The sequence below is a fragment of the Pseudomonas sp. W22_MBD1_FP4 genome (assembly GCF_052113765.1).
Lineage (GTDB): Bacteria > Pseudomonadota > Gammaproteobacteria > Pseudomonadales > Pseudomonadaceae > Aquipseudomonas > Aquipseudomonas sivasensis.
The window spans coordinates 217,016-239,459 of the sequence record NZ_JBGQOI010000002.1 but is presented as its reverse complement, the minus strand read 5'-3'; the positions used below and the strand labels follow the sequence as shown (position 1 = coordinate 239,459).

The following is a 22,444-nucleotide window of genomic DNA, read 5'->3' as shown; positions in this document are numbered from 1 at the left end:
GCCCTTCCGTTAGTTACCAAGCGCTGAGATTACTGAAGCAGCTTCAGTACAGCGGATGGCAGCTGGTTAGCCTGCGACAGGATCGCGGTGGAAGCCGATTGCAGGGTTTGTTGCTTGGTCAGTTCGGCGGTTTCGGAAGCGAAGTCGACGTCCTGAACGGTGGAACGTGCAGCGGTGGAGTTCTTCTGAATGTTCTGCAGGTTGTCTGCAGTGGTAGTCAGACGGTTCTGGGTAGCACCCAGGCCCGAACGCACGCTGTCGATAGTGCCGATGGCCTTGTCAATTACAGCCAGGGCGTTCTGAGCGTTGTAGGCATCAGTCACGTCGGTCTGAGCAACGGTAGTCTTCTGAGAGGACACGTCAGCATTGCCGAACAGTGGAGTCGCGCTTGCGTCGGCAATGGCGTAGCCTTTGGACGAATCCAGCGAAACCTGACCAGTAGCAACGGTCACAGTACCTACGGTAGCAGACAGCGCGGTAGGTGCTTCAGCAGTGCCGCCAGCGTTCATCGCGTACTTGCCGCTACCGTCTTTAACGTTTACCGAGATTGCGTCGCCGCCAGTGTCGCTCGCGAAAGACAGGTTTTCACCGGTGTCGGATTTGACTTCCAGGGTACCTTTGGCTTCGTCGAAGTTAACACTGATACCCAGCTTGGCAGCGTTGGACTTCAGTTGGTCAGCCAGGCCTGCGGTGTCGCTCACGCCTACGAACTTAACTGTGGAAGAGCCCACGGTCAGCGAGAAGTTGGCAGGAACACCTGGAACACCAACAACTGGAGGAGTAGCGGCTGGATCAGCAGCGATGCCCTTGGTCTTGACTGTGTCAACCGAGAACTTGACTTCAGTGCTGGCAGTAGCGCTTAGGCCACCGATAGCGCCGTTCAGGCCAGCAGCGATGGTCTTGGCCGAGTCGCCGAGTTTGACATCAACTTTGCCAACCTGACCGTTACCGGTAACGTTCAGGGTAGTTGCCGCAACGCCAGTAGCGTTCAGCGCGATTGCGCTCGACTTGATCTGCTGCGAACCAATGTTCTGGGCCGAAACGTTTTCCAGGCTCAGGTTGATGGTTTCGTTGGCGTTGGCACCAACCTGGATAGCTTTGGTACCGTACGAACCGTCCAGCAACTTCTGGCCACCGAAGGTGGTGGTGTTGGAGATACGAGTCAGTTCCGAAGTCAGAGCCTGGTATTCGTCGTTGTTCGACTTACGGTCGTCAGCGCTGAGGGAGCCAGTAGCGGAAGACAGAGCCAGGGTACGCATTTTTTGCAGGATGTCGGTCGAAGCCTGCATCGCGCCTTCAGCGGTCTGAGCGATGGAGATACCGTCGTTCACGTTTTTTACTGCTTGACCCAGGCCGTTGATTTGGCTGGTCAGGCGGTTAGCGATCTGCAGGCCAGCTGCGTCGTCTTTAGCGCTGTTGATACGCAGGCCGGAAGACAGGCGCTGCATGGAAGTGGCCAGGGCGCCGCCAGCTTTGTTCAGGTTGCCCTGAGTAGTGATCGAAGCAATGTTGGTGTTTACTGTTAAAGCCATGACGAAATCCTCGTTGGATGGATACTGCGGCTTCCGGCCCTGGCAACCGCCGGGTGTGGCCTGAGAACCTACGTAATAGTTATCGTCGTGGTAGGCAGTTGCTTGAGGATTTTTTTGATTTTTTTTACTGGCGCCGTGCCACCCTTTGCAATTCAACGGCTTACATCAGCTCAAAACCCCGGATTCATTGGCTTTTCTGGCGCCAAATAAAAAACGCCGATGATCTCTAGATCATCGGCGTTTTTTTATGCAGCCTATTAAAGCGTCACGGGCGATACAGAATCGCCGAACCCCACGACAGACCCACACCAAAACCGCTGATTGCCACGCGCTTCCACTTGGCGTCCATCACGTGCTTTTCCAGCAGCAGTGGAATGCTCGACGACACAGTGTTGCCGGTCTCGACCATGTCCTTGATGAACTTGTCCACCGGGGCATCTTCAAAACGGCGCGCCACGGCATCAACGATGGCCGCACTGCCCTGGTGAATGCAGAACGCGTCGATCTCATCAGCCTTGAGGTCCGACTCGTTGAGCAGCTCGTGCAAATGCGCCGGCACCTTGAGCAAGGCGAAGTTGAAGACCTGGCGGCCGTTCATGAAGAACACGCCATCATTGACCTTCAAGTGCGGTGCGCCGGAACCGTCGGTGCCGAATTTGGACTTGCCCAGCAACCACGGCGCGTCTTCACCCATCCAGGTGGCGGTAGCGGCGTCGCCGAACAGCATGGTGGTGTTACGGTCTTCCGGGTCGACGATCTTCGAATACGGGTCGGCGGTGATCAGCAGGCCGTTTTTCAGGCCAGTGGCTTCCATGAAGCCCTTCATCGCGTAGATACCGTAGACGTAGCCGGAGCAGCCCAGGGAAATATCAAAGGCCGCCACATGCGTCGGCAGGCCCAGTTTGTCCTGGACGATCGCGGCGGTGTGGGGCAAACCCTCTTCATCACCGTTCTGGGTGACGACGATCAGCGCATCAATCGATTCGCGCTTCAGATCCGGGTTGTTGGCAAACAAAGCGTTGACCGCCTCAACACACAGATCGGAGGTTTCCTGCGCGGCTTCCTTGCGCGGCAGGAACGCCGAACCGATCTTGCCAATGATGAATTCTTCATCCTTGGCGAATTTGGCACCCTGGGCGTAGTTATCGATCCCGTCTGCCGGCACGTAACTGGCGATGCTTTTTATGCCAATCATTGTGGCTTCCCAATACTAAATAGCTGGAGAACACCCCGAGGACTGCGCCCGGAGTGCTGACAATAAAGGGGATAACCCCATAAAAATCTCGCTGAAAGCCGCCCCGCAAGGACCCTGTGACGACTTATCCTTTTCACACGATACAGTGAAGATGCGCTTTATGACTCACAGGTCACTCAATTTTGTGCGCTTTATGCAAAACGTTTCAACAATTTAACCCCAGAAACGACAACGGCCCGCCCTGTTTCCAGAGCGGGCCGCTTGACTTGGCGCCACTTACATCTTGTTGAACAGGCTCAACTGCGAGACTTTCACGAACGCCAGCTGCGAGGCTTCGAGCATGGTTTGCTGCAGCGTCAGGTTGATCGCCGCCTCACCCATGTCGACGTTGGCCAGTGCACTCATGGTCGTGGTGTTGGCCAAGCTGATGCTGGCGTTTGCGCTGGCCTGCACCGTCAACGCATTCTCACGCGCACCGATGGAGCCACGTACATTGTCCACTTGGTCGGCCGAGCTGGTCAGGTTACTGACGGCGGCGTTGAGGGCGTCCTGAAGCTTGACCCGCGCGCCCGGAATGCCGTCCGCCGGTTGTTCCAGAGCCTTGCGCAGTTGACCTAGCGTATCGAGGGCGTTCTGCGTCTTCTGGGTGGTGTTGCCCACCGAAAACTGGTCGCCAACGTTCGGCGTGCCGCTCAGTTCGAAGGTAACGCCTGCCGCCGTGATGGTGCTCGGGCCCGGCGGGGTGCCGGTGCCGGGAGTGATGACGCCATTGTCCACGATCGGTTTGCTGCCGGCGGTATACGGCTGCGCATAGACCTTGTAGGCCGTCGGGTCGGTGTCGTCGAACTTGATCAATACGCCGCTGTTAGGAAACGTGCTCGAATAGTTGGCCGCACTGCTGACACTGGCATTGGTCAATTGCGCGCTGGAAGTGTTGCTCGCGGTTCGGGCGATGTTGAACCCGTCAGGCTTGGCGCTGAGGCTGAACTCACGCCCCTTGACCAGCGCATCGGCATCAGGCCCGGTAGCAACGTCGGTCAGGTCTACCGTGATATCGAACTTGACGCCACGCAGGTTGACGCTGGCATTGCCTTCCTTGGTGGAGTCGAACGTCCCGTTACCGGCAACCTGCGAAGTAATGTCGTTGTTGTCTTTGTCGGTAATGACGTACTGGGTGCTACTGGTGAACGTCAGTTTGTACGGCTGGCCGTCGGCAAACTGCCGGGTGTAGTCGGAACCCGAAGTCACAAGGCCGCTCGATAAGGCGACCTTGTGGTCGTCGACCAGCGGCGGCGAAATCGCAGGCGCCACCGGCGCAGTGGCAGGCGCGAGGTAATTGGACTGGGTGCGACTGGTATTGACCGCCCCTTCCAGGATGGTCTTGCCGGTGTCGCCGGTGCGAACCGTCAGGGTCTCGGATACCTGCAGGCTCAGCTCGTTCTCGTCGCCCTGATAGCTGTAAGTACCATCGTTGTTACGCGAGTACGGCGGCGTGTCGGTCTTTGAGCCTGAGAACAGATAGTTGCCGGCCGAGTCCTTGCTGTTGAGCAAGCCCAACAGTTGATCCTCAAGTGCGCCCACCTCAACCGAAATGGACTTGCGGTCAGCATCACTGGTCACGCCACCGGCACGCAGCGCCAGTTGGCTGCCGGCCTGGATCGTGGTGTTGATCGCATCCAGGATGCTTTCTTCGTTAGTCAGCTTGTTCTGAATACTGGTGATATTGCCGCTGTACTGCGACAGCATATCTTTCTGCTGTTGCAGCATCAGCAAGCGCTGGGCAGCCACCGGATCATCGGCGGCGGTCTGCACACGCACGCCGGAGCTGGCCTGCTGCTGGGCCTGCACCACACCTGAATAATTGTTCTGATACTTGCTGGCACTGGTGTCGAAATACTGCTGTGTAGAAATGCGCATCGTCCCAGACTCCCTTAAAGACTATTGATCAGCGTGCTGAAGGTTTCTTGCGCAGCCTTGATGATCTGCGACGACGCTGTGTAGTACTGCTGGAACTTGATCATGTCGCCCGCTTCTTCATCCAGGTTGACCTGGGATACGGAGTTGCGTGCGTTCTTGTTGGCCGTCAACAGCGCGTTGGTCGCCGTGGTGTCTGTGGTGGCCGCTGCGGCCTTGGCGCCGACGGTCGAGACCAACTTGCTGTTGGCCCCCACCAGGCTGGTGCCGCCACTGCCATCGGCCGCGAGGCCTACGGTTGACTTGGTCTGCAGGTTGAGCAGAGCCTGGGCGTTACGGTTGTCGGACTTGCCGGAGGCATTGAACGAGAAGGAGGTGCTGTCGCCGTTCGCTGGCGAACCGCCCACCGTGGTGTCGAAGCTGAAGCTCTTGGCTGGCGACAACAAGACACCGCCGGCATCGCGCATCGGCACGCTGATGCTGATCTTGTTGGCCTGGCCTGGAATGATAGTGCCGGAGCCGATCGGATCACCCTGGGCGTTGCTGAGGGTGTAAGCCTGAGTGCCATCGGCCGCGGGCTTACCAAAGACCATCGTCACCGGCATCGAGTGCTCAATGCCCGTACGCAATTGCGCGGTGTCGGCGCCACCCTGGATATCCAGAGGCACTGTGAGGGTTGGCGGCGTAAAGGTGCCTGTGCCCTGGTTGGTTTTACCCGCCTCGCCCTGCAACGGCGCGGCAAAGGCAATCTTGCTCGGATCGCTGAGCACGGTGCCGATTTCCTTGGCGCCGTTGGCGGTCGGGCTGACCTTGAAGCTGTCACCCGCCTGCACTGCGCCGCTCTGGACCGCCAGGGTGAAACCGTCGATAACCGGCGGCGGCGTGGCACTCAGGTCATAAGTGCCCATAGCCTTGCCGTCGGATCGCAGGACCGTCACCTTGTTGAGGTTGGTCCCATCGTTGAAGCTGACCTTGTAATCGAAGTTGGTCAACTGGCTGCTGTCTTTGATCGTCACGCCCAGGGCGCCGTCGCCCAGGTTGCCTTGGGCCGCCTGGCTGCGCAGGGCAACGGAGGCTGCGTTATTGATGTCGGTGAACATCGAGGCACCGAACTCGCCATTGAGGTCCAGGCCTTGGCCCAACTGGCTGTTGAGCGCATCGGCAGTGACAATCGCGATACGCCCCAAGTCATTGATTGCCGGCATCAGCGCATCGCTGCGATAACGCAGCAGGCCACCGATGCTGCCGCCACTGATCACGTTGCCCAAGTCCAGGGCGGTACCGCCCGGCGCATTGAGCTGAATCGTGTACTGGCTGGTGTCGCTCTTGCTCGGCACCGCGGAAATGCTGCTGGACTGATCGCCCAGCACCAGGGACTGGCCACTGCCGGTGCTGAGGCTGAACACGCCGTTCTTTTCCGTGGCGGTCACGCCGATCAACTCATTGAGCGAGCGCACAGCCTCGGCACGGGAGTCCAGCAGGTTGGCCGGGGAGGTGTTCGACGAACCCTGTACCTGGGCGATCTGCTTGTTGAGGGACGCAATCGACGACGTCAGTTGGTTGACCTGATCGCTCATCGAGGTCAACTGGCTGTTGATGGTCTCTTTCTGCTGGCTCAACTGGCTGGAGATGGTGTTGAACCGGTTGGTCAGGGTCTGGGCGTTCGTAAGCAGGATCTGACGGGCCGAAGCATCGTTTGGACTGGCCGAGGCGGTCTGCACCGCCGCGAAGAACGAGCTGAGCACGGCGGACATGCCGGTGGTCTTGTCTGACAGGGTCTTGTCGACCGCACTGATCTGGTCCAGGTAAGCCTTGGCATCGCTGTTGAGCGAGGTGCTGTTCTGGTAAGCGGTGTCCAGGTATTCGTTGTAGACCCGGCGCACGTCGGCCAGGGTGGTGCCGCTGCCGATGAACACGCCGCCGTACTGATTCGACGCGTTCGCGCTCTGGGTGGTCTGCTGACGCGAATAGCCCGCGGTATTGGCGTTGGCGATGTTGTTACTCAAGACCGACAACGATCCTTGAGCGGCGTTAAGCCCCGACATCCCGATATTGAGCAAACTCATGGTTCAGACCTTATAAATGAGTGGTCGCGCCCGCGGCAGCGTAATTCTGATAACTGTTCATCGTTTTTGCGATCTGCGAAATCTTACTGGCGTAGGCCGGATCGGTGGCGTAACCGGCTTTTTGCAACTCGCGCACAAACTGTTCCGGGTTGTCGGCCGACTTCACAACTTCTTTATAGCGATCATTGCTTTGCAGCAATGTCACCAGGTCGTGGAAGCTGTCCTGGTAGGAGTCGTAGGAACGGAACTGCGCCGTTTCCTTGACCATCGCGCCATCGCGAAACTCGCTGGTGATCGCACGCGCCTGACCGCCCTGCCAACTCTGGCCGGCCTTGATGCCGAACAGGTTGTGACTGCTGCTGCCATCTTCGGCGCGCATCACCGATTTGCCCCAACCGGTTTCCAGGGCGGCCTGGGCCACCAGGTACTTCGGATCGATACCAATGCGCGCCGCAGCCGCCTTGGCCATCGGCAGCATGGTCGCGACAAATTCGTCCTGCGAACTGAACGCCTTCTTCGCCGGTGCCAGCGGCGGCTGGGCCACGGCACGGCTGTAGATCTGCATACGGTCGCTGGGCACCGCAAAACTGCGAGCGGTGCTGTTGACGACGTTGTCATCGGAGGCACTGTTACGCAGCGGCGCGGCCTTGGCTTCGGTCGCCACTTGGGTGCTCGGAACGATGCCGGCGAGCAGGCGATCGGTCAGCTTGCTTGGCAAGGCGATCCGGCGCTGGTTCATCAGCTCCATATCGTTGCTATGGGCAGCAGCGGCACCGGCCTGGGGCTCTGCCACGCGGTAGGCCCACAACGGACGCTGGCCATTGGATCGACCCAGCGGACCCTGAGCCTGGGTGCCGGCGGCAATTTCCGTCGGCACGTCGACTTTCTTAACCGGTTCAGCGGCTGCCGGGCCCTGCAAAGTGGCCGCAGCGGCGTCCACCGGTTTGTTCTTCTGCATCTGGCGCATCAGCACGTCGGCGAGGCCGATACCACCGCCCTCACGGGACAACGACACCGCCAGTTGCTGGTCGTACATCTCCTGATATTGCTTGGCCGCAGGCGTGTTCATCGGGTTGTCTTTGCCCAGGGCCTCGGTGGCCGAGCGCATCGACTTGAGCATCTCGCTCAAGAACAGCGACTCGAACTCCTGCGCCACCTTGCGCATATTGCCTTCGCTGTTCTTGTCGTCGCCGACCTTGAGCTGGTTAAGCCGGTTCAAGTCGGAGTAAGACCCCGAGTCCGCCGTGCTGCTGATCCCGCTCTTGCGCATATCCATGGCCACGGCCTCAGATTACGATCAGGTCGGCTTGCAAGGCGCCGGCCTGTTTCAGGGCTTCAAGAATTGCCATCAAGTCGCCTGGCGCAGCGCCCACCTGGTTCACCGCGCGGACAATCTCATCCAACGTGGTGCCGGGGCCGAACTTGAACATCGGCTTGGCTTCCTGCTGAGCATTGACCCGCGAGCGCGGCACTACTGCCGTCTGGCCATTGGACAACGGCCCAGGCTGGCTGACGATCGGGTCTTCGGTGATGGTCACGGTCAGGCTGCCGTGGGTCACCGCTGCCGGCGACACCTTGACGTTCTGGCCGATCACGATGGTGCCGGTGCGCGAGTTGATGATGACTTTGGCCACCGCCTGGCCTGGGTCGACTTCAAGGTTTTCCAGGATCGACAGGTAATCCACACGCTGGCTTGGGTCCAGCGGCGCAGTTACACGGATCGAGCCGCCGTCGATGGCCTGGGCCACGCCAGGGCCGAGCATGTCGTTGATCTTGTCGACCACGCGCTTGGCGGTGGTGAAGTCGGAACGGTTGAGGTTCAGGGTCAGGCTGTTGCCTTGGTTGAAACCACTGGGCACGGTACGTTCCACCGTGGCACCGCCAGGAATGCGACCGGCCGATGGCACGTTGACGGTAATCTTCGAACCGTCACGACCTTCGGCGTCAAACCCGCCCACCACTAGGTTGCCCTGGGCGATGGCATAGACGTTACCGTCGATACCTTTAAGCGGCGTCATCAGCAGCGTGCCGCCGCGCAGGCTTTTCGAGTTACCGATGGAGGCCACGGTGATGTCCACCACCTGACCCGGCTTGGAGAACGCCGGCAAGTCGGCACTGATAGACACGGCCGCGACGTTCTTGAGCTGCACGTTGCCCGAGCCCGCCGGCACCTTGATGCCGAACTGCGAGAGCATATTGTTGAAGGTCTGCAGAGTGAACGGAGTCTGGGTGGTCTGGTCACCCGTGCCGTTGAGCCCCACTACCAGGCCGTAACCGATCAACTGGTTGGAACGCACGCCGGAGATGCTCGCAATGTCTTTCAGGCGCTCGGCCTGGGCGACAGCGCTTAACGAAAGCAGGAGTGCGGCAGCCATCAGCTGTTTGAGTTTCAAAGTGGCCACCTAGAAAGGGAACAGCGGGCTAAGGAAGAAACGGTCGAACCAACCCGGCTGACTCGCATCAGCAAACGAACCCGTACCCGAGTAGGTAATGCGTGCATCGGCAATCCGTGTCGACGGCACGGTGTTGTCGGTGGCGATGTCATCGGCACGGACCATGCCGGCGATGCGCACCAGTTCATCACCGGTATTGAGGGTCATCCACTTTTCACCGCGTACAGCGATGATGCCGTTGGGCAACACGTCGGCCACGGTCACGGTGATCGAACCGGTCAGTGTGTTGCCTTGCGCCGCCGCACTCTTGCCGTTGGTAGCACGGTCGCCGCTGTAGCCGGCATCGAGGCTCAGGTCACCGCTGCCCAATGGGTTATTGGTGTTCGGCACACCGCCGAACAGCGAGGACAGGCCAATGCTGGCCTTGCTGGTCTTACCGATCTGCGAGTTGGCGTTCTTGCTGGCCTGGGTCCGCTCGTTCAGGGTGATGGTGATGATGTCACCGACCCGGAACGCCTTGCGGTCGCTGTACAGGTTCTGTTCGAAACCCGCCTGGTAGATCGAGCCATTGTTGGCCGCCGCCGGCAACGGCGTGCGCGGCAACACCGGCGCGTAGTACGGGTCATTGGGTTTGGGCGTCGGGGCGACACAGCCCGCGAGCACGGCAATCCCACTCAATGCCAAAACGGAAACATAGCGATTCATGACCCATACCTCACGGTGTTGCAGGCGCCTTCAAGAGCGCCCCATAGACTTGATTACAGATTCTGCGTTACGAACGAGAGCATCTGGTCGGCGGTGGAAATCACCTTGGAGTTCATCTCGTAGGCGCGCTGAGTGGTGATCATGTTGACCATCTCTTCAACGGTGCTCACGTTGGAGGTTTCCAGGGTGCTTTGCAGCGTGGTGCCGAAACCGTTCAGGCCAGGGGTGCCGATTTGCGGCGCGCCGCTGGAGGCGGTTTCCAGGAACAGGTTGTTACCCATGGCCTGCAGGCCGGCCGGGTTGATGAAGTCGGCGGTTTGCAGGTTGCCGATCACTTGCGATGCCGGGTTACCGGCCACGGTGATGGACACGGTGCCGTCGTTGCCGACGGTGAAGGTCTGGGCGTTGTTCGGCACGACGATGGCCGGCTCCAGGGCGAAACCGTTGGCCGTCACGATCTGGCCGTTGGCGTCCAGGTGGAACGTGCCGTCACGGGTGTACGAAGTGGTCCCATCCGGTTGCAGGATCTGGAAGAAGCCCTTGCCGTTGATAGCCATGTCGAGCGGCTGGCCGGTTTGCTGCAGGTTACCGGCGTTGAAGTTCTTCTGGGTGCCGACGATTTGCACACCGGTACCCAATTGCAGGCCCGACGGCAATTCGCTGTCCTGGGTCGACTGGGCGCCTGGCTGGCGCTTGATCTGATAGAGCAAGTCCTGGAACTCGGCGCGGTCACGTTTGAAGCCCGTGGTCGACACGTTGGCCAAGTTGTTGGAAATGGTGGTCAGGTTGGTGTCCTGGGCGGACAGACCTGTTTTGGCAACCCATAGAGCCGGAAGCATGGTGTTCTCCTTCGTGCGCCTGTTTGTTGGCGCCGTTTAGCAAATTAGTGAGTGAGCGCTGATCAGCTCATCTGCATGACGCGAGTCATGGCCTGGTCGTCTTCTTTGGCGCTGTTCATCATCTTGATGTGCAGCTCGAACTGCTTGGAAAGCGCCAGCACTGCCGTCATTTCTTCCACGGCATTGACGTTGCTTGCCTGCAGGAAACCCGAGGTCAGCTTGACACTCGCATCGGCCACGGCCGGCTGGCCATCTTTGGTGTGAATGGTGCCATCGAGGCCTTTATTCATATTCTTCAGGTCAGGCTGGACCAGCTTGATCCGGTCCACTTCAGCCATCACCCGCGGGCCTTCGCCCATGGCGCGGATGCTGATGGTGCCGTCGGAACCAACTTCGATCTTCTGCTGGGGCGGCACGGCAATCGGGCCACCGTTGCCCATGATCGGCATGCCGTTACCGGCGCGCAGCACGCCCAACGCATCGACGTTCATGCTGGCGCTGCGCACATAGGCTTCGCTGCCATCCGGGGTTTGCACCGCCATCCAACCGTCGCCGTTGACCGCCACGTCCAGATCACGACCGGTTTCGATCATCGCGCCGGGGGTGAAGTCGGTGGCTGGACGTTCGGTCAGGGCAAAGGCCCGCGCCGGAAAGCTGTCACCGAACACCGGCATCGAACGCGCCTGTTCCAGGTCACGTTGAAAGCCGTTGGTGGAAATGTTCGCCAAGTTGTTGGCATGGGCCTTCTGCGCCAGAGCATTCTGGCTGGCGCCGGTCATTGCCACATAAAGGTACTTGTCCACATTCTTTCCTCTTTCTGACGCAGGCTTGCCGCCCACCGCTGTACTGATGAGGCTTAAGCAATTTGCGAACCAACTTTTAAAAAAAGGGGAAAACCCAGGCAGGACGGGGGTTTGCGTTGAGTCAGCAGGATTTGAAGGACTGGGGATAGTCGAAAAAACGGCGGACTACTGCCGCTTACGGCAACGACGTAGATCAAATGTGAGAGCGAGCTTGCTGTGGTAAGCGGGCTTGCCCCGCGCCGGGCTGCGAAGCAGCCCCCCAACCACACAGGTTATTTATCAGCCTTCAGAATTTCGTAATCGCGCAACTTATTGGCGATGGTGGTGTGCGATACCCCCAGCCGCTTGCCCAACTGCCGGCTGCTCGGGTGCTCGGCATACAGGCTCTCCAGCACCGCCTTCTCGAACCGTCCGACGATCGCCTCCAACCCACCCTCCAGGGAAAAATCGCCAAGCGGCTGACGCACGCCATAATCCGGCAAGCGAATATGCTCGGCCTTGACCGTCCCGCCCTCGCACAACGACACGGCCTGGAACAGCACGTTTTCCAACTGCCGCACATTGCCCGGCCAGTGGTAGTGACTGAGTCGCTCCATCGCCGCCGGCGCCAGCTTGGGCAGTGGGCAGCCGATCTGACGGCTGGCCTGGTCAAGAAAGTGTTCAACCAACGGCCCCAGCCCATCAAGGCATTCGCGCAGTGGTGGGATGTGCAACGACAGCACGTTGAGGCGGTGATAAAGGTCCTGGCGGAATTCGCCACGGGCGCAGAGTTCGGACAAATCCACCTGGGTTGCGCAGATCACCCGCACATCCAAGTACACCTCCTCATCACTGCCCACCCGACGGAAGCAACCATCCTGCAGGAAGCGCAGCAATTTCACCTGCAAGCGCGCACTCATTTCCCCCACGCCATCGAGAAACAACGTACCGCCCGCCGTTAGCTCCAGCAGCCCGAGCTTGCCTTCGGCCCGCGCGCCTTCGAACGCGCCGGGGCCATAGCCAAACAACTCGGTCTCAGCCATCGACTCCGGCAGACCAGCACAATTGAGCGCCATCAGCGGCGATTGCCCACGGGGGCTGGCCAGGTGGCAGGCGCGGGCCAGCAGTTCTTTGCCAGTGCCGGTTTCGCCTTCTATTAATAGCGGTGCGTCCAACGGCGCCATGCGCCGGGCTTCACGTACCACCGCCGCCATGACTTTGGAGCTTTGGAAGATGCTGTCAAAGCCGCGCAGTTCCTGCTTGCGCACGTTGTAGATGCGCTCGCCCACGCGGTCGGCGCGGTGCAGGGTCAGCACGGCGCCAGCCATGGCCTCGCTGTCGTCATGCTCGGAGGATTGCAGTGGCGCTATGTCCGCCAGGAACACGTCACCCTTGACCTTGACCCGCAGACCATTGATCCGCGACTTGCTCGCGCGCACCAGTTCCGGCAAGTCGAAGTCCTCGGCGTAGCGCGACAGCGGAATGCCCGGAACTTCGTCCACGCGCACCCCGAGCAACTGCGCCGCCGCGCGGTTGGCGGCGACAATGGAGCCGCCCATGTCGATGGACAGCACTGGAAACTCCAACGCCCCGAGCAAGGCATTGAGCTCCATGTGCCGGCGCTCGCTGGGCATCAGCCCTACCCTTTTCACGCCAAACACCCCGGCAATGGCTTCGAACTGCGGACGTAATGCCTGGAACTGCATGTTCACCAGGTTCGGACAAAACAGGTAAATGGCATTGCCATGCTCACCACCGACCTCGCCCTTGGCGACGTTGACGCCGTACTCCACCAACAGATTGAGAATGTCCCGCAATATGCCGATGCGGTTTTGGCAGTGCACTTTGATACGCATGAAAGGGCCCGAAAAAGTGGGTAGGCGCCGCGTCTTTTTGTCGCTGGGCGCAGATAGTCGTCAAGATTATGTGACAGCTTATGTGCTTTTCACAGCCCAACGGCGCGATGAACCACACAAGCGTAACGATTACTTTACGAAAATCGGTATTTTTTCCTACAAGATCCGCTCACAGACAGATGGAATCCTGCTCCGCGCGGGTTATCAATAGGTTCATCGCAGGACATAACAAGAACGAATGCCTAGCAGGAGAGCCGTATGAAGCAGACGCAGTACGTGGCCCGCGAGCCCGATGCGCAAGGTTTTATCCACTACCCGCCGGAAGAACACGCGGTGTGGAACACTCTGATCACGCGCCAGTTGAAAGTGATCGAAGGCCGCGCTTGCCAGGAATACCTGGACGGTATCGACAAACTTGGCCTGCCCCTGGACCGCATTCCACAGTTGGGCGAAATCAATAAAGTGCTGGCCGAGACCACCGGCTGGCAAGTGGCCCGGGTCCCCGCGCTGATCCCCTTTCAGACCTTCTTCGAATTGCTCGCTAACAAGCAATTTCCGGTGGCGACCTTTATTCGTACCCGTGAAGAACTGGACTATCTGCAAGAGCCGGATATTTTCCACGAGATCTTTGGCCACTGCCCACTGCTGACCAACCCCTGGTTCGCCGAATTCACTCACACGTACGGCAAGCTCGGCCTGGCAGCCACCAAGGAGCAACGGGTGTACCTGGCGCGCCTGTACTGGATGACCATCGAGTTCGGCCTGGTGGATACGCCCGAGGGTCGGCGCATCTACGGTGGCGGGATTTTGTCGTCGCCCAAGGAAAGCGTGTACTGCCTGTCGGACGAGCCCGAGCACCAGGCCTTCGACCCGCTGGAAGCGATGCGCACGCCGTATCGCATCGACATCCTCCAACCGCTGTATTTCGTATTGCCCAACCTCAAGCGCCTGTTCGAAGTCGCGCAGGAAGACATCATGGGCATGGTCGAACGCGGTATGCAGCTTGGGTTGCATGCGCCGAAATTCCCGCCAAAACCCAAGGCCGCGTGAACCGTGGCTTTTAAGGCCAGGTGAGTCTGTTCCCTGGCCCCGCGTTGCTTTAGGGTGACGCCACTGACGACCGTTTTTAAACACTCGAATTCAGGACACCACCACATGACCACCTTGAACCAAGCCCACTGCGAAGCCTGCCGCGCCGATGCCCCACAAGTCAGCGATGAAGAATTGCCGGTGCTGCTCAAGCAGATCCCAGACTGGAACATCGAAGTCCGCGACGGCGTGATGCAGTTGGAAAAGGTTTTTCTGTTCAAGAACTTCAAATTCGCCCTGGCCTTTACCAACGCCATGGGTGAAATCTCCGAAGCCGAAGGCCATCACCCGGGCCTGCTCACCGAATGGGGCAAAGTCACCGTGACGTGGTGGAGCCACTCCATCAAAGGCCTGCACCGCAACGACTTCATCATGGCCGCCCGCACCGACGAAGTGGCCAAGGACGCCGAGGGCCGCAAGTAATGCATTTCGATGCCATTGGCCGCGTGCCCGGCGACCCGATCCTCGGGCTGATGGACCTGTATGCCCAGGACACCAACCCGAACAAGTTCGACCTCGGCGTGGGCGTCTATAAAGATGATCAGGGCCTGACGCCGATTCCCCATTCGGTGAAGCTCGCCGAACAGCGCCTGGTTGACACCCAAACCACCAAGACGTACATCGGCGGCCACGGCAATGCAGCGTTTGGCACATTGATCAGCGAGCTGGTGCTCGGTGCCGATTCTGCACTTATTCGTGAACGCCGGGCCGGCGCCACGCAAACCCCGGGTGGTACCGGTGCTTTGCGCCTCAGTGCCGACTTCATCGCTCAAAACCTTCCAGGACGCGGCGTGTGGCTGAGCAACCCGACCTGGCCAATCCACGAAAGCATCTTTGCCAAGGCCGGGCTCAAGGTCAGCCACTATCCGTATGTAGGCGCCGACAACCGCCTGGATGTGGAGGCGATGCTAGCGACCCTTTCCACCGTGCCAAAAGGTGATGTGGTGCTGCTGCACGCGTGCTGCCACAACCCCACCGGGTTTGACCTGTCCCAGGATGACTGGCGCCACGTGCTGCAGATCGTGCGCGAGCGCCAACTGCTGCCACTGATCGACTTCGCCTACCAGGGCTTCGGCGATGGCCTGGAGCAGGACGCCTGGGCGGTGCGCTTGTTTGCCAGAGAGTTGCCGGAAGTATTGGTCACCAGCTCGTGCTCGAAAAACTTCGGCCTCTACAGCGACCGTGTTGGCGCGCTGATCGTGTGCGCTGCAGACGCCGAGAAGCTGACGGATGTACGCAGCCAACTGGCGAATATCGCGCGTAATCTGTGGTCTACGCCGCCGGACCATGGTGCGGCAGTGGTCGCGACTATCCTCGGTGATGCCGAGCTGAAAAAGCAGTGGAGCGAGGAAGTCGAAGCCATGCGTGCGCGGATCGCGCAGTTGCGTTCCGGACTGGTGGAGGCGTTGGCGCCCCATGGTTTATCGGAGCGCTTTGCGCACATCGGCTCGCAACGCGGGATGTTTTCCTATACCGGTTTGAGTGCCGAGCAGGTCAAGCAACTGCGGGAAAAGCACAGCGTGTATATGGTCAGTTCGGGGCGAGCCAACGTGGCGGGTATTGATGCGACACGCCTGACACTCCTGGCCGAAGCCATCGCCGACGTATCCAACTGACGAAACCGGGACTGAAAATGTGGGAGGGGGCTTGCTCCCGATGGGAGTGGGTCAGTGACAGGTGTACTGGCTGACACTCCCTCATCGGGAGCACCCCCCCTCCCACATTTTGACCGAGCACACCCTTCAGCTGGCGACCATCTCGGCTTTCAACAGCGCCTCTTTCGCCTGCGCGTCCCCCAACCGATACAACTCGATACTCCCATCCCAGTGCTCGATCAATGCCGTGCACGACTCCACCCAATCCCCGCAGTTGAGGTAATCCACCTCGCCCACTTTGCGAATCTCCGCATGGTGGATATGCCCGCACACCACGCCGTGCAACTCGCGTTTGGTCACCTCATGGGCGATGGCTTCTTCGAAATCGCTGATAAAGCTCACGGCCGTTTTGACCTTGTGCTTCAGATACGCCGACAACGACCAATAGCCGTAGCCATACCGCGCACGCCAATGGTTCAACCAGCGATTCAACGTGAGGGTGAATTCGTAGGCAGAGTCGCCGAGGAATGCGAGCCATCGGTGATAACGGGTGATCACATCAAACTGGTCACCGTGGATCACCAACAAATGCCGGCCATCGGCGGTGACGTGCACTGCTTCATCGACCAACTGGATATTGCCCAGAATCAGCTTGGAATAGCGCCGCAGGAACTCATCATGGTTGCCAGTGACGTAGATCACCTCGGTGCCGCGCTTGGCCATGGTCAGCAGGCGACGGATTACGTTGGTATGGGCCTGGGGCCAATACATGCCGCCGCGCATTTTCCAGCCGTCAATGATATCGCCCACCAGGTACACCTTGTCGGCGTGGTAACCCTTGAGGAATTGCGACAAATGTTCGGCCTGACAATCCCGGGTGCCCAGGTGCACGTCGGAAATCCACAGGGTACGTACCCGTTGCTTGCGGCTGGGCTTGGTGAACTCGGCACTGGTCATGGGCATCACTCGACGCTGTTTTCGCGAGCTTGCGCCATAGCGATTAATACCCCATGACAACTGTGCGTCAGTCTGATGACAACGCCCGTGTTCGCGAAGCGTTGTAGACTGGCGAACTGCATAGGAGACCGCGATGAGACCTACCCTCACCCTGCGCCACTACCTCGAAGCGCCCATCGCCCATAGCCATGAACATGCGCAGTTGGTGTTCGGCCTGTCCGGTCATCTGGACCTGGAAGTCGATGGCCGTGGCAGCCAGGTGCGTGAAAGCAGCGTGATGGTCCTGCCCTTCTCTGCCCACCATGCCTGCGGCAGTCGCGATGGCAGCCGCTGCCTGGTGCTGGATGTGCCCACGGAGCATTGGGTGCTGCAATCGTTGGGTGAACACGCCGATGCAAGCCGCCGCTTGCTGGATCAACCGGCGCGCCTGGCGTTGGATTCGCGACAACACCAACTGGTGCAATGGCTGGCCCATAGCCCGGTGGATGACCCACTGATCGTGCAACAGGGCGCGGTGCTGTTGCTGGCCAGCCTCAATCATTCACTGGCCCAACCGGTACCTGGCCGGCGCCTGCCGTATGCGGCGTTCAATACGCATATAGAGCGCCACGTCGCCCATCCGCTGCAGGTCGCCGACCTTGCGCGGATTGCCGGCCTGTCGGTGGCGCGCCTGCATGCGCGCTTTGTGACCGAGTGCGGCCAAACGCCCATGGATTACATCCGCAGCCGTCGCCTGCAACTGGCCCTGAACCTGCTGCGCGAAACGCCATTGCCCATCGGTGAAATCGCCGAGCGTGTCGGCTACACCTCGCAAAGTGCCTTTGCCGCCGCTATGTTGCGCGAGTTTGGCGCCTCTCCCGGCGCGTTGCGGCGCTCGGCATAGGGCGAGGCTGGCGCTAAAAATCGCGAGCTGCGCGACAGACGTGCGTAGTAGCACCCTCTAGACTGCGGTCCTGTCACTCCCGTTGGTTCAAGGATCGCAATGACTCCCCGTTCAGCCCTCGGCGCCCTGCATATCGGCGCACTGATGTTTGGCCTTACCGGCGTATTCGGCAAGCTAGCGGCCGCCTCACCGGCCATTATCGTATTCGGTCGCGCCGCGTTTGCCGTGATTGCCCTGGCAGTGTTTGCGCGCTTCGTCAGCAACGCACCCTGGAAAACGCTGGAACTGCGCGACTGGAAACGCCTGCTGGTCAGCGGCGTGTTGCTGGCCGCACATTGGGTGACGTTCTTTATGGCGGTTAAAGTCGCTGGCGTGGCCGTCGCCACGCTCGGGTTCACGGCGTTTCCGGCGTTTACCGTGATCCTTGAAGGACTGATCTTCCGCGAGCGTATCCGCGCCAATGAAGTCGTGTTGGTGGCGCTGGTCACCGTTGGCCTGGTGCTGGTGACGCCGGACTTCAACCTGGCCAGCGAAGCCACCGGCGGCCTGCTGTGGGGCATCGCGTCGGGGCTGCTGTTCTCTTTACTGTCGCTGAACAACCGTGCCAGCTCCGGACGCATTCCTGCCGTACAGGCAGCGCTGTGCCAGAACGTGGTCGTTGCGGTGTGCCTATTGCCCGTGGCCGCGCCGGGGTTGGCGGATGTGCGTGCGCTGGACTGGTTGTGGATCGGCCTGCTCGGCGTGTTCTGCACAGGCTTGGCCCACAGCCTGTTTGTCGCCAGCCTCGCAGTAATCAAGGCGCGTACCGCCTCCGTGGTATTTGCCATGGAGCCGGTCTACGGCATTACCGCGGCCTGGCTGCTGTTCGCCGAAACCCCGACGCTGCGCATGCTGCTGGGGGGCGCGCTGATCATCGTCGCCATCGTGCTCTCAGGGCTGATGGGCAGCGCCAGCCAGGCCAAACAGCCGACTGCAACGACCTGATCTATACTTTAAACATCCGCAACAGTCTGGAGTCGTTCAACGGATAACTGACCGCTCGACGACAGCCTTGGTGTGCCCTGCAGTTGCTGCAAGCGAGTAGTCACTCCTTAAACGCGATGCAGAGGCTACATCATGGAAATGTTTATCAGCTTACTGGTTCAAATCATCAGCGGTGCCGTCGGCGGCAATTTGGCCGGCATGACCAAACAAAGCCTGGGGACCGGGCTCAATACCATGCTGGGCGGTGTCGGCGGGCTTGTATTGGGCCAGATCGTGACGGCACTGACGGGCGCTTCGGGCGGTGAGGCGCTGGATGTGGCGGCGGTCGGCAGCAATATTGTCGGCGGCGGCGTCGGAGGCCTGGTGCTGACGTGGGTCGTGGGCTTCATCAAAAGCAAAATGGCCGCCAATTAGCGGCCTCCATCAGTCACCGTCAGCCGATGGCGGTGACCTTCACTGTGTACGGTCGTTGTGCCCCAGGTCACGCTGCGGGTCGATCTGATCGCGCACGCGCTGCTTGAGCACCTTGGCCTCAGGGAAACCACCGTCAGCCTTGCGCTCCCAAAGCTGCACGCCATCGCAGGTAATACGAAACGCGCCGCCAGTCGCTGGCTCCAGCGACACTTTGCCCAGGTCATCGGCAAAGGTGCTTAACAGTTCCTGAGCCAACCACGCGGCGCGCAGCAACCACTGGCACTGGGTGCAATAGGTGATAACGATCTCGGGTTTGCTGACGGACATCATTTGACAAGTTCCTGGCATGACGAGTGATGAGGATCGAGTGGCTATAATACCGGCCTTTATCGCCCAGCCCTGAGATTCCTGATGCGCCGCCTGCTGTCCTGCCTGTTTCTGTGCCTCGTCCCCCTGCTTGCCGACGCCATTGAACCACCCCGACCGAAAATCGGCCTGGTGCTGTCCGGCGGTGCCGCCCGCGGCCTGGCGCACATTGGCGTGCTCAAGGCCCTGGAAGAACAGGGCATCCATATCGACGCCATTGCCGGCACGAGCATGGGCGCGGTGATTGGTGGGTTATACGCCTCGGGCTACAAGATCGACGAGCTGGAAAAGCTCGCCCTGAGCATCGACTGGCAGCAGGCGTTATCCGACGCGCCGCCGCGTGAAGACGTGCCGTTTCGGCGCAAGCAGGATGACCGGGATTTCCTGGTCAAGCAGAAACTCAGCTTCCGCGATGACGGCAGCCTCGGCCTGCCCCTGGGCGTGATCCAGGGCCAGAATCTGGCGCTGCTGCTGGAAAGCATGTTCGCCCACAGCAGCGACACGCGTAATTTCGACAAGCTGCCGATCCCCTTTCGCGCCGTGGCCACCGACATCACCACCGGCGAAAAAGTAGTGTTCCGCAAGGGCCACCTGCCCCAGGTAATCCGCGCCAGTATGTCGATCCCGGCGGTGTTCGCCCCTGTAGAGCTGGATGGCCGGCTGCTGGTGGATGGCGGCATGACCGATAACATCCCATTGGATGTGGCGCGTGAGATGGGCGTGGACATCGCCATCGTGGTCGACATCGGCACCCCGCTGCGCTCACGCAAGCAACTCGCGACCGTGGTAGATGTGCTCAACCAGTCCATCACCCTGATGACCCGGCGCAACTCAGAAGAACAGCTCAAGGCCCTCAATCCCAAGGACGTACTGATCCAGCCGCCACTGTCCGCTTTTGGCGTGACCGATTTCGGCCGCGCCAAAGACATGATCGACGCTGGCTACCGTGCCACCCGCGCCCTTGACGTTCGCCTGGCCCATTTGCGCCCCGCCGAACCGGTTGACCCCGAACTGGTGGCCGCTCGGACTCCGGGCGAGCGGACTCCGGTGATCACCGCGATCAAGCTGGAGAACGACTCGAAAGTCAGCGACGACGTGATCCGCTACTACATCCGCCAACCGTTGGGCGAACCGTTGGAGCTTGGCCGCCTGCAAACCGACATGGGCACGTTGTACGGCCTGGATTACTTCGAGCAGGTGCAATACCGCGTGGTGAAAAAAGGCCACGACAACACCTTGGTGATCAGCGCGCGGGGCAAGCGCAGCGGCACCGACTACCTGCGCCTGGGCTTGAACCTGTCGGACGATATGCGCGGCGACAGCGCCTTCAACCTCGGCGCGAGCTACCGCATGAACGGCATCAATCGCCTCGGTGCCGAGTGGCTGACCCGCGTGCAGATCGGTGATCGGCAGGAGTTGTACAGCGAGTTCTATCAACCGATGGACGCTGGCTCGCGCTACTTCATCGCGCCCTATCTCAGCGCCCAGGCGCAGAACGTCGAGCTGATTCTGGACAACGACCCCATCTCCGAATACCGCCTGGAACGCTATGGTTTCGGCCTGAACGTGGGGCGGCAGATCGGCAACAGCGGCGAGATCCGCTTCGGTGTCGGCGAGGCCTGGGGCAAGGCGGATGTGCGCATTGGCGACCGCGACCTGCCGAGTGTGAGCTTCAGCGAAGGTTTCTATGAACTGAAGTACTCCTTCGACACCCTGGATAACGTGTACTTCCCGCACACCGGTGAGGACATCGGCCTGGCCTACCGCGAGTTCGAACCGGGACTGGGTTCGGACCAGCGCTATCGACAATGGGAATTCAAGCTGGACAAGGCCATGAGCCATGGCCCGGACACACTGGTGCTGGGCGGCCGGTATGGGCGCACCCTGGATGATTCCGATGTGGTGATTTCCAGCTTCCTGCTGGGCGGTGCGCGACAGTTGTCAGGCTTCCGCCAGGATGCGATTTCCGGGCAGAACATCAGCCTGATGCGCGCGGTGTACTACCGCCGACTGACGCCGCGCTCGTACTTACCGTTGGATTTCCCGTTGTACCTGGGCGCGTCTCTGGAGCGGGGCCGGGCATGGAACAACGACAATGAGTTCGACAGCGGTTATATCAACGCTGCGAGTGTTTTTCTGGGGTTTGATACACCGTTGGGGCCGCTGAATTTCAGCTACGGGTTCAACGATGATAATCAGAAGGCGGTGTACCTGAACCTGGGGCAGACGTTCTGAGACAACGCTGAATCGATGTTGGAGCGGCTAATTGTGGTGAACGGGCTTGCCCCGCTCACCACAATTAGCCCCACACACGTTGATCTTCACTGCACTTGGGTTCAGGACTTTTCCAGATTCGCCAGGATGTGCCCGTGCACGCGCATGCACACACTCAAATCCGCTTCATCCACGCCCACGAACAGCTCGTGACGCAACTCAGTGGCGATGGTTTCAATCTGTTCGATCAGCGGCCGCGCGGTGTCACACAGCAGAATGCGCTTGGCGCGGCGGTCTTCAACCACTGCCTGGCGTTGCACCAGGCCCTGGCCTTCGAGACTGTCGAGCAAGCGAGCCAGGGTCGGCCCTTCTACGCCAACGCTTTGCGCCAGCTCACGCTGAGTGGGAGCTTCTTCAAAACGGGCCAAGTGCAGCAGCACCAGCCAGCGCGCCTGGGACAGGCCCAGCCCCGCCAAACGGCGGTCTAGCTCGGCGCGCCAACCTCGGGACATTTGCGCCAGCTGCATGCCAAATCGGTGTTGATCGGTTAACGGCATAAAAAACTCATGGGTTAGACTGAAAATAAAGTGTGGCTAATTATTAGCCAGCTAAGCATGAGCCATGCCACTAGGCAAGAGTTGCTATGAACTGAATCGTTAC

At 60.1% G+C, this 22,444-nt stretch carries 20 protein-coding genes; 7 read left to right on the top strand and 13 right to left on the bottom strand.

What is annotated here, in order from left to right; genetic code table 11:
• Positions 1 to 29 precede the first annotated feature (29 nt).
• The 10 genes from ACEN2T_RS03920 to ACEN2T_RS03875 form a co-directional block, all read right to left on the bottom strand.
• Positions 30 to 1,532, bottom strand: coding sequence for a flagellin N-terminal helical domain-containing protein (locus ACEN2T_RS03920; RefSeq protein ID WP_442116342.1), 1,503 nt, complete (start codon positions 1,530 to 1,532; stop codon positions 30 to 32).
• 265 nt (positions 1,533 to 1,797) lie between these two features.
• Positions 1,798 to 2,727 carry a ketoacyl-ACP synthase III gene (locus ACEN2T_RS03915; protein ID WP_442116341.1) on the bottom strand — a complete coding sequence of 310 codons (930 nt, stop codon included), beginning with the start codon at positions 2,725 to 2,727 and terminating at the stop codon, positions 1,798 to 1,800.
• A 276-nt stretch (positions 2,728 to 3,003) separates the two neighbouring features.
• Positions 3,004 to 4,644: a flagellar hook-associated protein 3 gene (locus ACEN2T_RS03910; RefSeq protein ID WP_442116340.1), complete on the bottom strand. Its 1,641-nt coding sequence runs from the start codon at positions 4,642 to 4,644 to the stop codon at positions 3,004 to 3,006.
• 14 nt (positions 4,645 to 4,658) lie between these two features.
• Positions 4,659 to 6,707, bottom strand: coding sequence for a flagellar hook-associated protein FlgK (flgK, locus tag ACEN2T_RS03905; RefSeq protein WP_099603014.1), 2,049 nt, complete (start codon positions 6,705 to 6,707; stop codon positions 4,659 to 4,661).
• A 10-nt stretch (positions 6,708 to 6,717) separates the two neighbouring features.
• A complete protein-coding gene (gene flgJ, locus ACEN2T_RS03900; protein WP_032887857.1) occupies positions 6,718 to 7,983 on the bottom strand; it encodes a flagellar assembly peptidoglycan hydrolase FlgJ in 1,266 nt (421 codons plus the stop codon).
• A 10-nt stretch (positions 7,984 to 7,993) separates the two neighbouring features.
• Entirely contained in the window at positions 7,994 to 9,082 is a 1,089-nt protein-coding gene (locus ACEN2T_RS03895; RefSeq protein ID WP_081797739.1) for a flagellar basal body P-ring protein FlgI, read from the bottom strand.
• A 27-nt stretch (positions 9,083 to 9,109) separates the two neighbouring features.
• Positions 9,110 to 9,805: a flagellar basal body L-ring protein FlgH gene (gene flgH / locus ACEN2T_RS03890; protein ID WP_032887854.1), complete on the bottom strand. Its 696-nt coding sequence runs from the start codon at positions 9,803 to 9,805 to the stop codon at positions 9,110 to 9,112.
• A gap of 53 nt (positions 9,806 to 9,858) precedes the next feature.
• On the bottom strand, positions 9,859 to 10,644 hold the full coding sequence (flgG, locus tag ACEN2T_RS03885) for a flagellar basal-body rod protein FlgG (RefSeq protein ID WP_032887852.1): 786 nt from the start codon (positions 10,642 to 10,644) through the stop codon (positions 9,859 to 9,861).
• Between the two features lie 62 nt (positions 10,645 to 10,706).
• Positions 10,707 to 11,447, bottom strand: coding sequence for a flagellar basal body rod protein FlgF (locus tag ACEN2T_RS03880; RefSeq protein ID WP_032887850.1), 741 nt, complete (start codon positions 11,445 to 11,447; stop codon positions 10,707 to 10,709).
• Positions 11,448 to 11,719: 272 nt separating this feature from the next.
• Positions 11,720 to 13,282: a sigma-54-dependent transcriptional regulator gene (locus tag ACEN2T_RS03875; protein WP_095185424.1), complete on the bottom strand. Its 1,563-nt coding sequence runs from the start codon at positions 13,280 to 13,282 to the stop codon at positions 11,720 to 11,722.
• A gap of 258 nt (positions 13,283 to 13,540) precedes the next feature.
• Here ACEN2T_RS03875 and phhA point away from each other — a divergent pair, with 258 nt between their 5' ends.
• From phhA to ACEN2T_RS03860, 3 genes are all read left to right on the top strand, one after another.
• Positions 13,541 to 14,332, top strand: coding sequence for a phenylalanine 4-monooxygenase (gene phhA / locus ACEN2T_RS03870; RefSeq protein WP_122681135.1), 792 nt, complete (start codon positions 13,541 to 13,543; stop codon positions 14,330 to 14,332).
• Positions 14,333 to 14,437: 105 nt separating this feature from the next.
• Positions 14,438 to 14,794 carry a 4a-hydroxytetrahydrobiopterin dehydratase gene (locus ACEN2T_RS03865; RefSeq protein ID WP_010208721.1) on the top strand — a complete coding sequence of 119 codons (357 nt, stop codon included), beginning with the start codon at positions 14,438 to 14,440 and terminating at the stop codon, positions 14,792 to 14,794.
• On the top strand, positions 14,794 to 15,987 hold the full coding sequence (locus tag ACEN2T_RS03860) for an amino acid aminotransferase (protein ID WP_122764582.1): 1,194 nt from the start codon (positions 14,794 to 14,796) through the stop codon (positions 15,985 to 15,987). The genes ACEN2T_RS03865 and ACEN2T_RS03860 overlap by 1 nt, the downstream gene beginning before the upstream one ends.
• A 126-nt stretch (positions 15,988 to 16,113) precedes the next feature.
• On the opposite strand, the gene ACEN2T_RS03855 is transcribed toward ACEN2T_RS03860, so the two are convergent.
• Positions 16,114 to 16,923 (bottom strand): UDP-2,3-diacylglucosamine diphosphatase, encoded by an 810-nt coding sequence (locus ACEN2T_RS03855; RefSeq protein WP_442116339.1) that lies wholly within the window; start codon positions 16,921 to 16,923, stop codon positions 16,114 to 16,116.
• 133 nt (positions 16,924 to 17,056) lie between these two features.
• Here ACEN2T_RS03855 and ACEN2T_RS03850 point away from each other — a divergent pair, with 133 nt between their 5' ends.
• The 3 genes from ACEN2T_RS03850 to ACEN2T_RS03840 all read left to right on the top strand — a co-directional run bounded on the left by ACEN2T_RS03850 (position 17,057) and on the right by ACEN2T_RS03840 (position 19,204).
• Complete coding sequence (locus ACEN2T_RS03850; protein WP_122681137.1) at positions 17,057 to 17,806, top strand: AraC family transcriptional regulator; 750 nt, start codon at positions 17,057 to 17,059, stop codon at positions 17,804 to 17,806.
• Between the two features lie 99 nt (positions 17,807 to 17,905).
• On the top strand, positions 17,906 to 18,790 hold the full coding sequence (locus tag ACEN2T_RS03845; RefSeq protein WP_032887838.1) for a DMT family transporter: 885 nt from the start codon (positions 17,906 to 17,908) through the stop codon (positions 18,788 to 18,790).
• A 132-nt stretch (positions 18,791 to 18,922) separates the two neighbouring features.
• Positions 18,923 to 19,204: a hypothetical protein gene (locus ACEN2T_RS03840; protein ID WP_442116338.1), complete on the top strand. Its 282-nt coding sequence runs from the start codon at positions 18,923 to 18,925 to the stop codon at positions 19,202 to 19,204.
• Positions 19,205 to 19,243: 39 nt separating this feature from the next.
• Here the strand turns inward: ACEN2T_RS03840 and ACEN2T_RS03835 are convergent, their stop codons facing one another.
• On the bottom strand, positions 19,244 to 19,531 hold the full coding sequence (locus ACEN2T_RS03835; RefSeq protein WP_032888088.1) for a SelT/SelW/SelH family protein: 288 nt from the start codon (positions 19,529 to 19,531) through the stop codon (positions 19,244 to 19,246).
• 84 nt (positions 19,532 to 19,615) lie between these two features.
• Here ACEN2T_RS03835 and ACEN2T_RS03830 point away from each other — a divergent pair, with 84 nt between their 5' ends.
• A complete protein-coding gene (locus ACEN2T_RS03830; protein ID WP_442116337.1) occupies positions 19,616 to 21,805 on the top strand; it encodes a patatin-like phospholipase family protein in 2,190 nt (729 codons plus the stop codon).
• A gap of 101 nt (positions 21,806 to 21,906) precedes the next feature.
• On the opposite strand, the gene ACEN2T_RS03825 is transcribed toward ACEN2T_RS03830, so the two are convergent.
• Entirely contained in the window at positions 21,907 to 22,341 is a 435-nt protein-coding gene (locus ACEN2T_RS03825; RefSeq protein WP_032887832.1) for a MarR family transcriptional regulator, read from the bottom strand.
• Between the last annotated feature and the right edge of the window lie 103 nt (positions 22,342 to 22,444).

What these genes read in the sequence shown, in the direction of transcription:
- ACEN2T_RS03920 (WP_442116342.1), bottom strand. Translation starts at nt 1,532, where the DNA reads ATGGCTTTAACAGTAAACACCAACATTGCTTCGATCACTACTCAGGGC.
- ACEN2T_RS03915 (WP_442116341.1), bottom strand. Translation starts at nt 2,727, where the DNA reads ATGATTGGCATAAAAAGCATCGCCAGTTACGTGCCGGCAGACGGGATC.
- ACEN2T_RS03910 (WP_442116340.1), bottom strand. Translation starts at nt 4,644, where the DNA reads ATGCGCATTTCTACACAGCAGTATTTCGACACCAGTGCCAGCAAGTAT.
- flgK (WP_099603014.1), bottom strand. Translation starts at nt 6,707, where the DNA reads ATGAGTTTGCTCAATATCGGGATGTCGGGGCTTAACGCCGCTCAAGGA.
- flgJ (WP_032887857.1), bottom strand. Translation starts at nt 7,983, where the DNA reads ATGGATATGCGCAAGAGCGGGATCAGCAGCACGGCGGACTCGGGGTCT.
- ACEN2T_RS03895 (WP_081797739.1), bottom strand. Translation starts at nt 9,082, where the DNA reads ATGGCTGCCGCACTCCTGCTTTCGTTAAGCGCTGTCGCCCAGGCCGAG.
- flgH (WP_032887854.1), bottom strand. Translation starts at nt 9,805, where the DNA reads ATGAATCGCTATGTTTCCGTTTTGGCATTGAGTGGGATTGCCGTGCTC.
- flgG (WP_032887852.1), bottom strand. Translation starts at nt 10,644, where the DNA reads ATGCTTCCGGCTCTATGGGTTGCCAAAACAGGTCTGTCCGCCCAGGAC.
- ACEN2T_RS03875 (WP_095185424.1), bottom strand. Translation starts at nt 13,282, where the DNA reads ATGCGTATCAAAGTGCACTGCCAAAACCGCATCGGCATATTGCGGGAC.
- phhA (WP_122681135.1), top strand. Translation starts at nt 13,541, where the DNA reads ATGAAGCAGACGCAGTACGTGGCCCGCGAGCCCGATGCGCAAGGTTTT.
- ACEN2T_RS03865 (WP_010208721.1), top strand. Translation starts at nt 14,438, where the DNA reads ATGACCACCTTGAACCAAGCCCACTGCGAAGCCTGCCGCGCCGATGCC.
- ACEN2T_RS03860 (WP_122764582.1), top strand. Translation starts at nt 14,794, where the DNA reads ATGCATTTCGATGCCATTGGCCGCGTGCCCGGCGACCCGATCCTCGGG.
- ACEN2T_RS03855 (WP_442116339.1), bottom strand. Translation starts at nt 16,923, where the DNA reads ATGACCAGTGCCGAGTTCACCAAGCCCAGCCGCAAGCAACGGGTACGT.
- ACEN2T_RS03850 (WP_122681137.1), top strand. Translation starts at nt 17,057, where the DNA reads ATGAGACCTACCCTCACCCTGCGCCACTACCTCGAAGCGCCCATCGCC.
- ACEN2T_RS03845 (WP_032887838.1), top strand. Translation starts at nt 17,906, where the DNA reads ATGACTCCCCGTTCAGCCCTCGGCGCCCTGCATATCGGCGCACTGATG.
- ACEN2T_RS03840 (WP_442116338.1), top strand. Translation starts at nt 18,923, where the DNA reads ATGGAAATGTTTATCAGCTTACTGGTTCAAATCATCAGCGGTGCCGTC.
- ACEN2T_RS03835 (WP_032888088.1), bottom strand. Translation starts at nt 19,531, where the DNA reads ATGTCCGTCAGCAAACCCGAGATCGTTATCACCTATTGCACCCAGTGC.
- ACEN2T_RS03830 (WP_442116337.1), top strand. Translation starts at nt 19,616, where the DNA reads ATGCGCCGCCTGCTGTCCTGCCTGTTTCTGTGCCTCGTCCCCCTGCTT.
- ACEN2T_RS03825 (WP_032887832.1), bottom strand. Translation starts at nt 22,341, where the DNA reads ATGCCGTTAACCGATCAACACCGATTTGGCATGCAGCTGGCGCAAATG.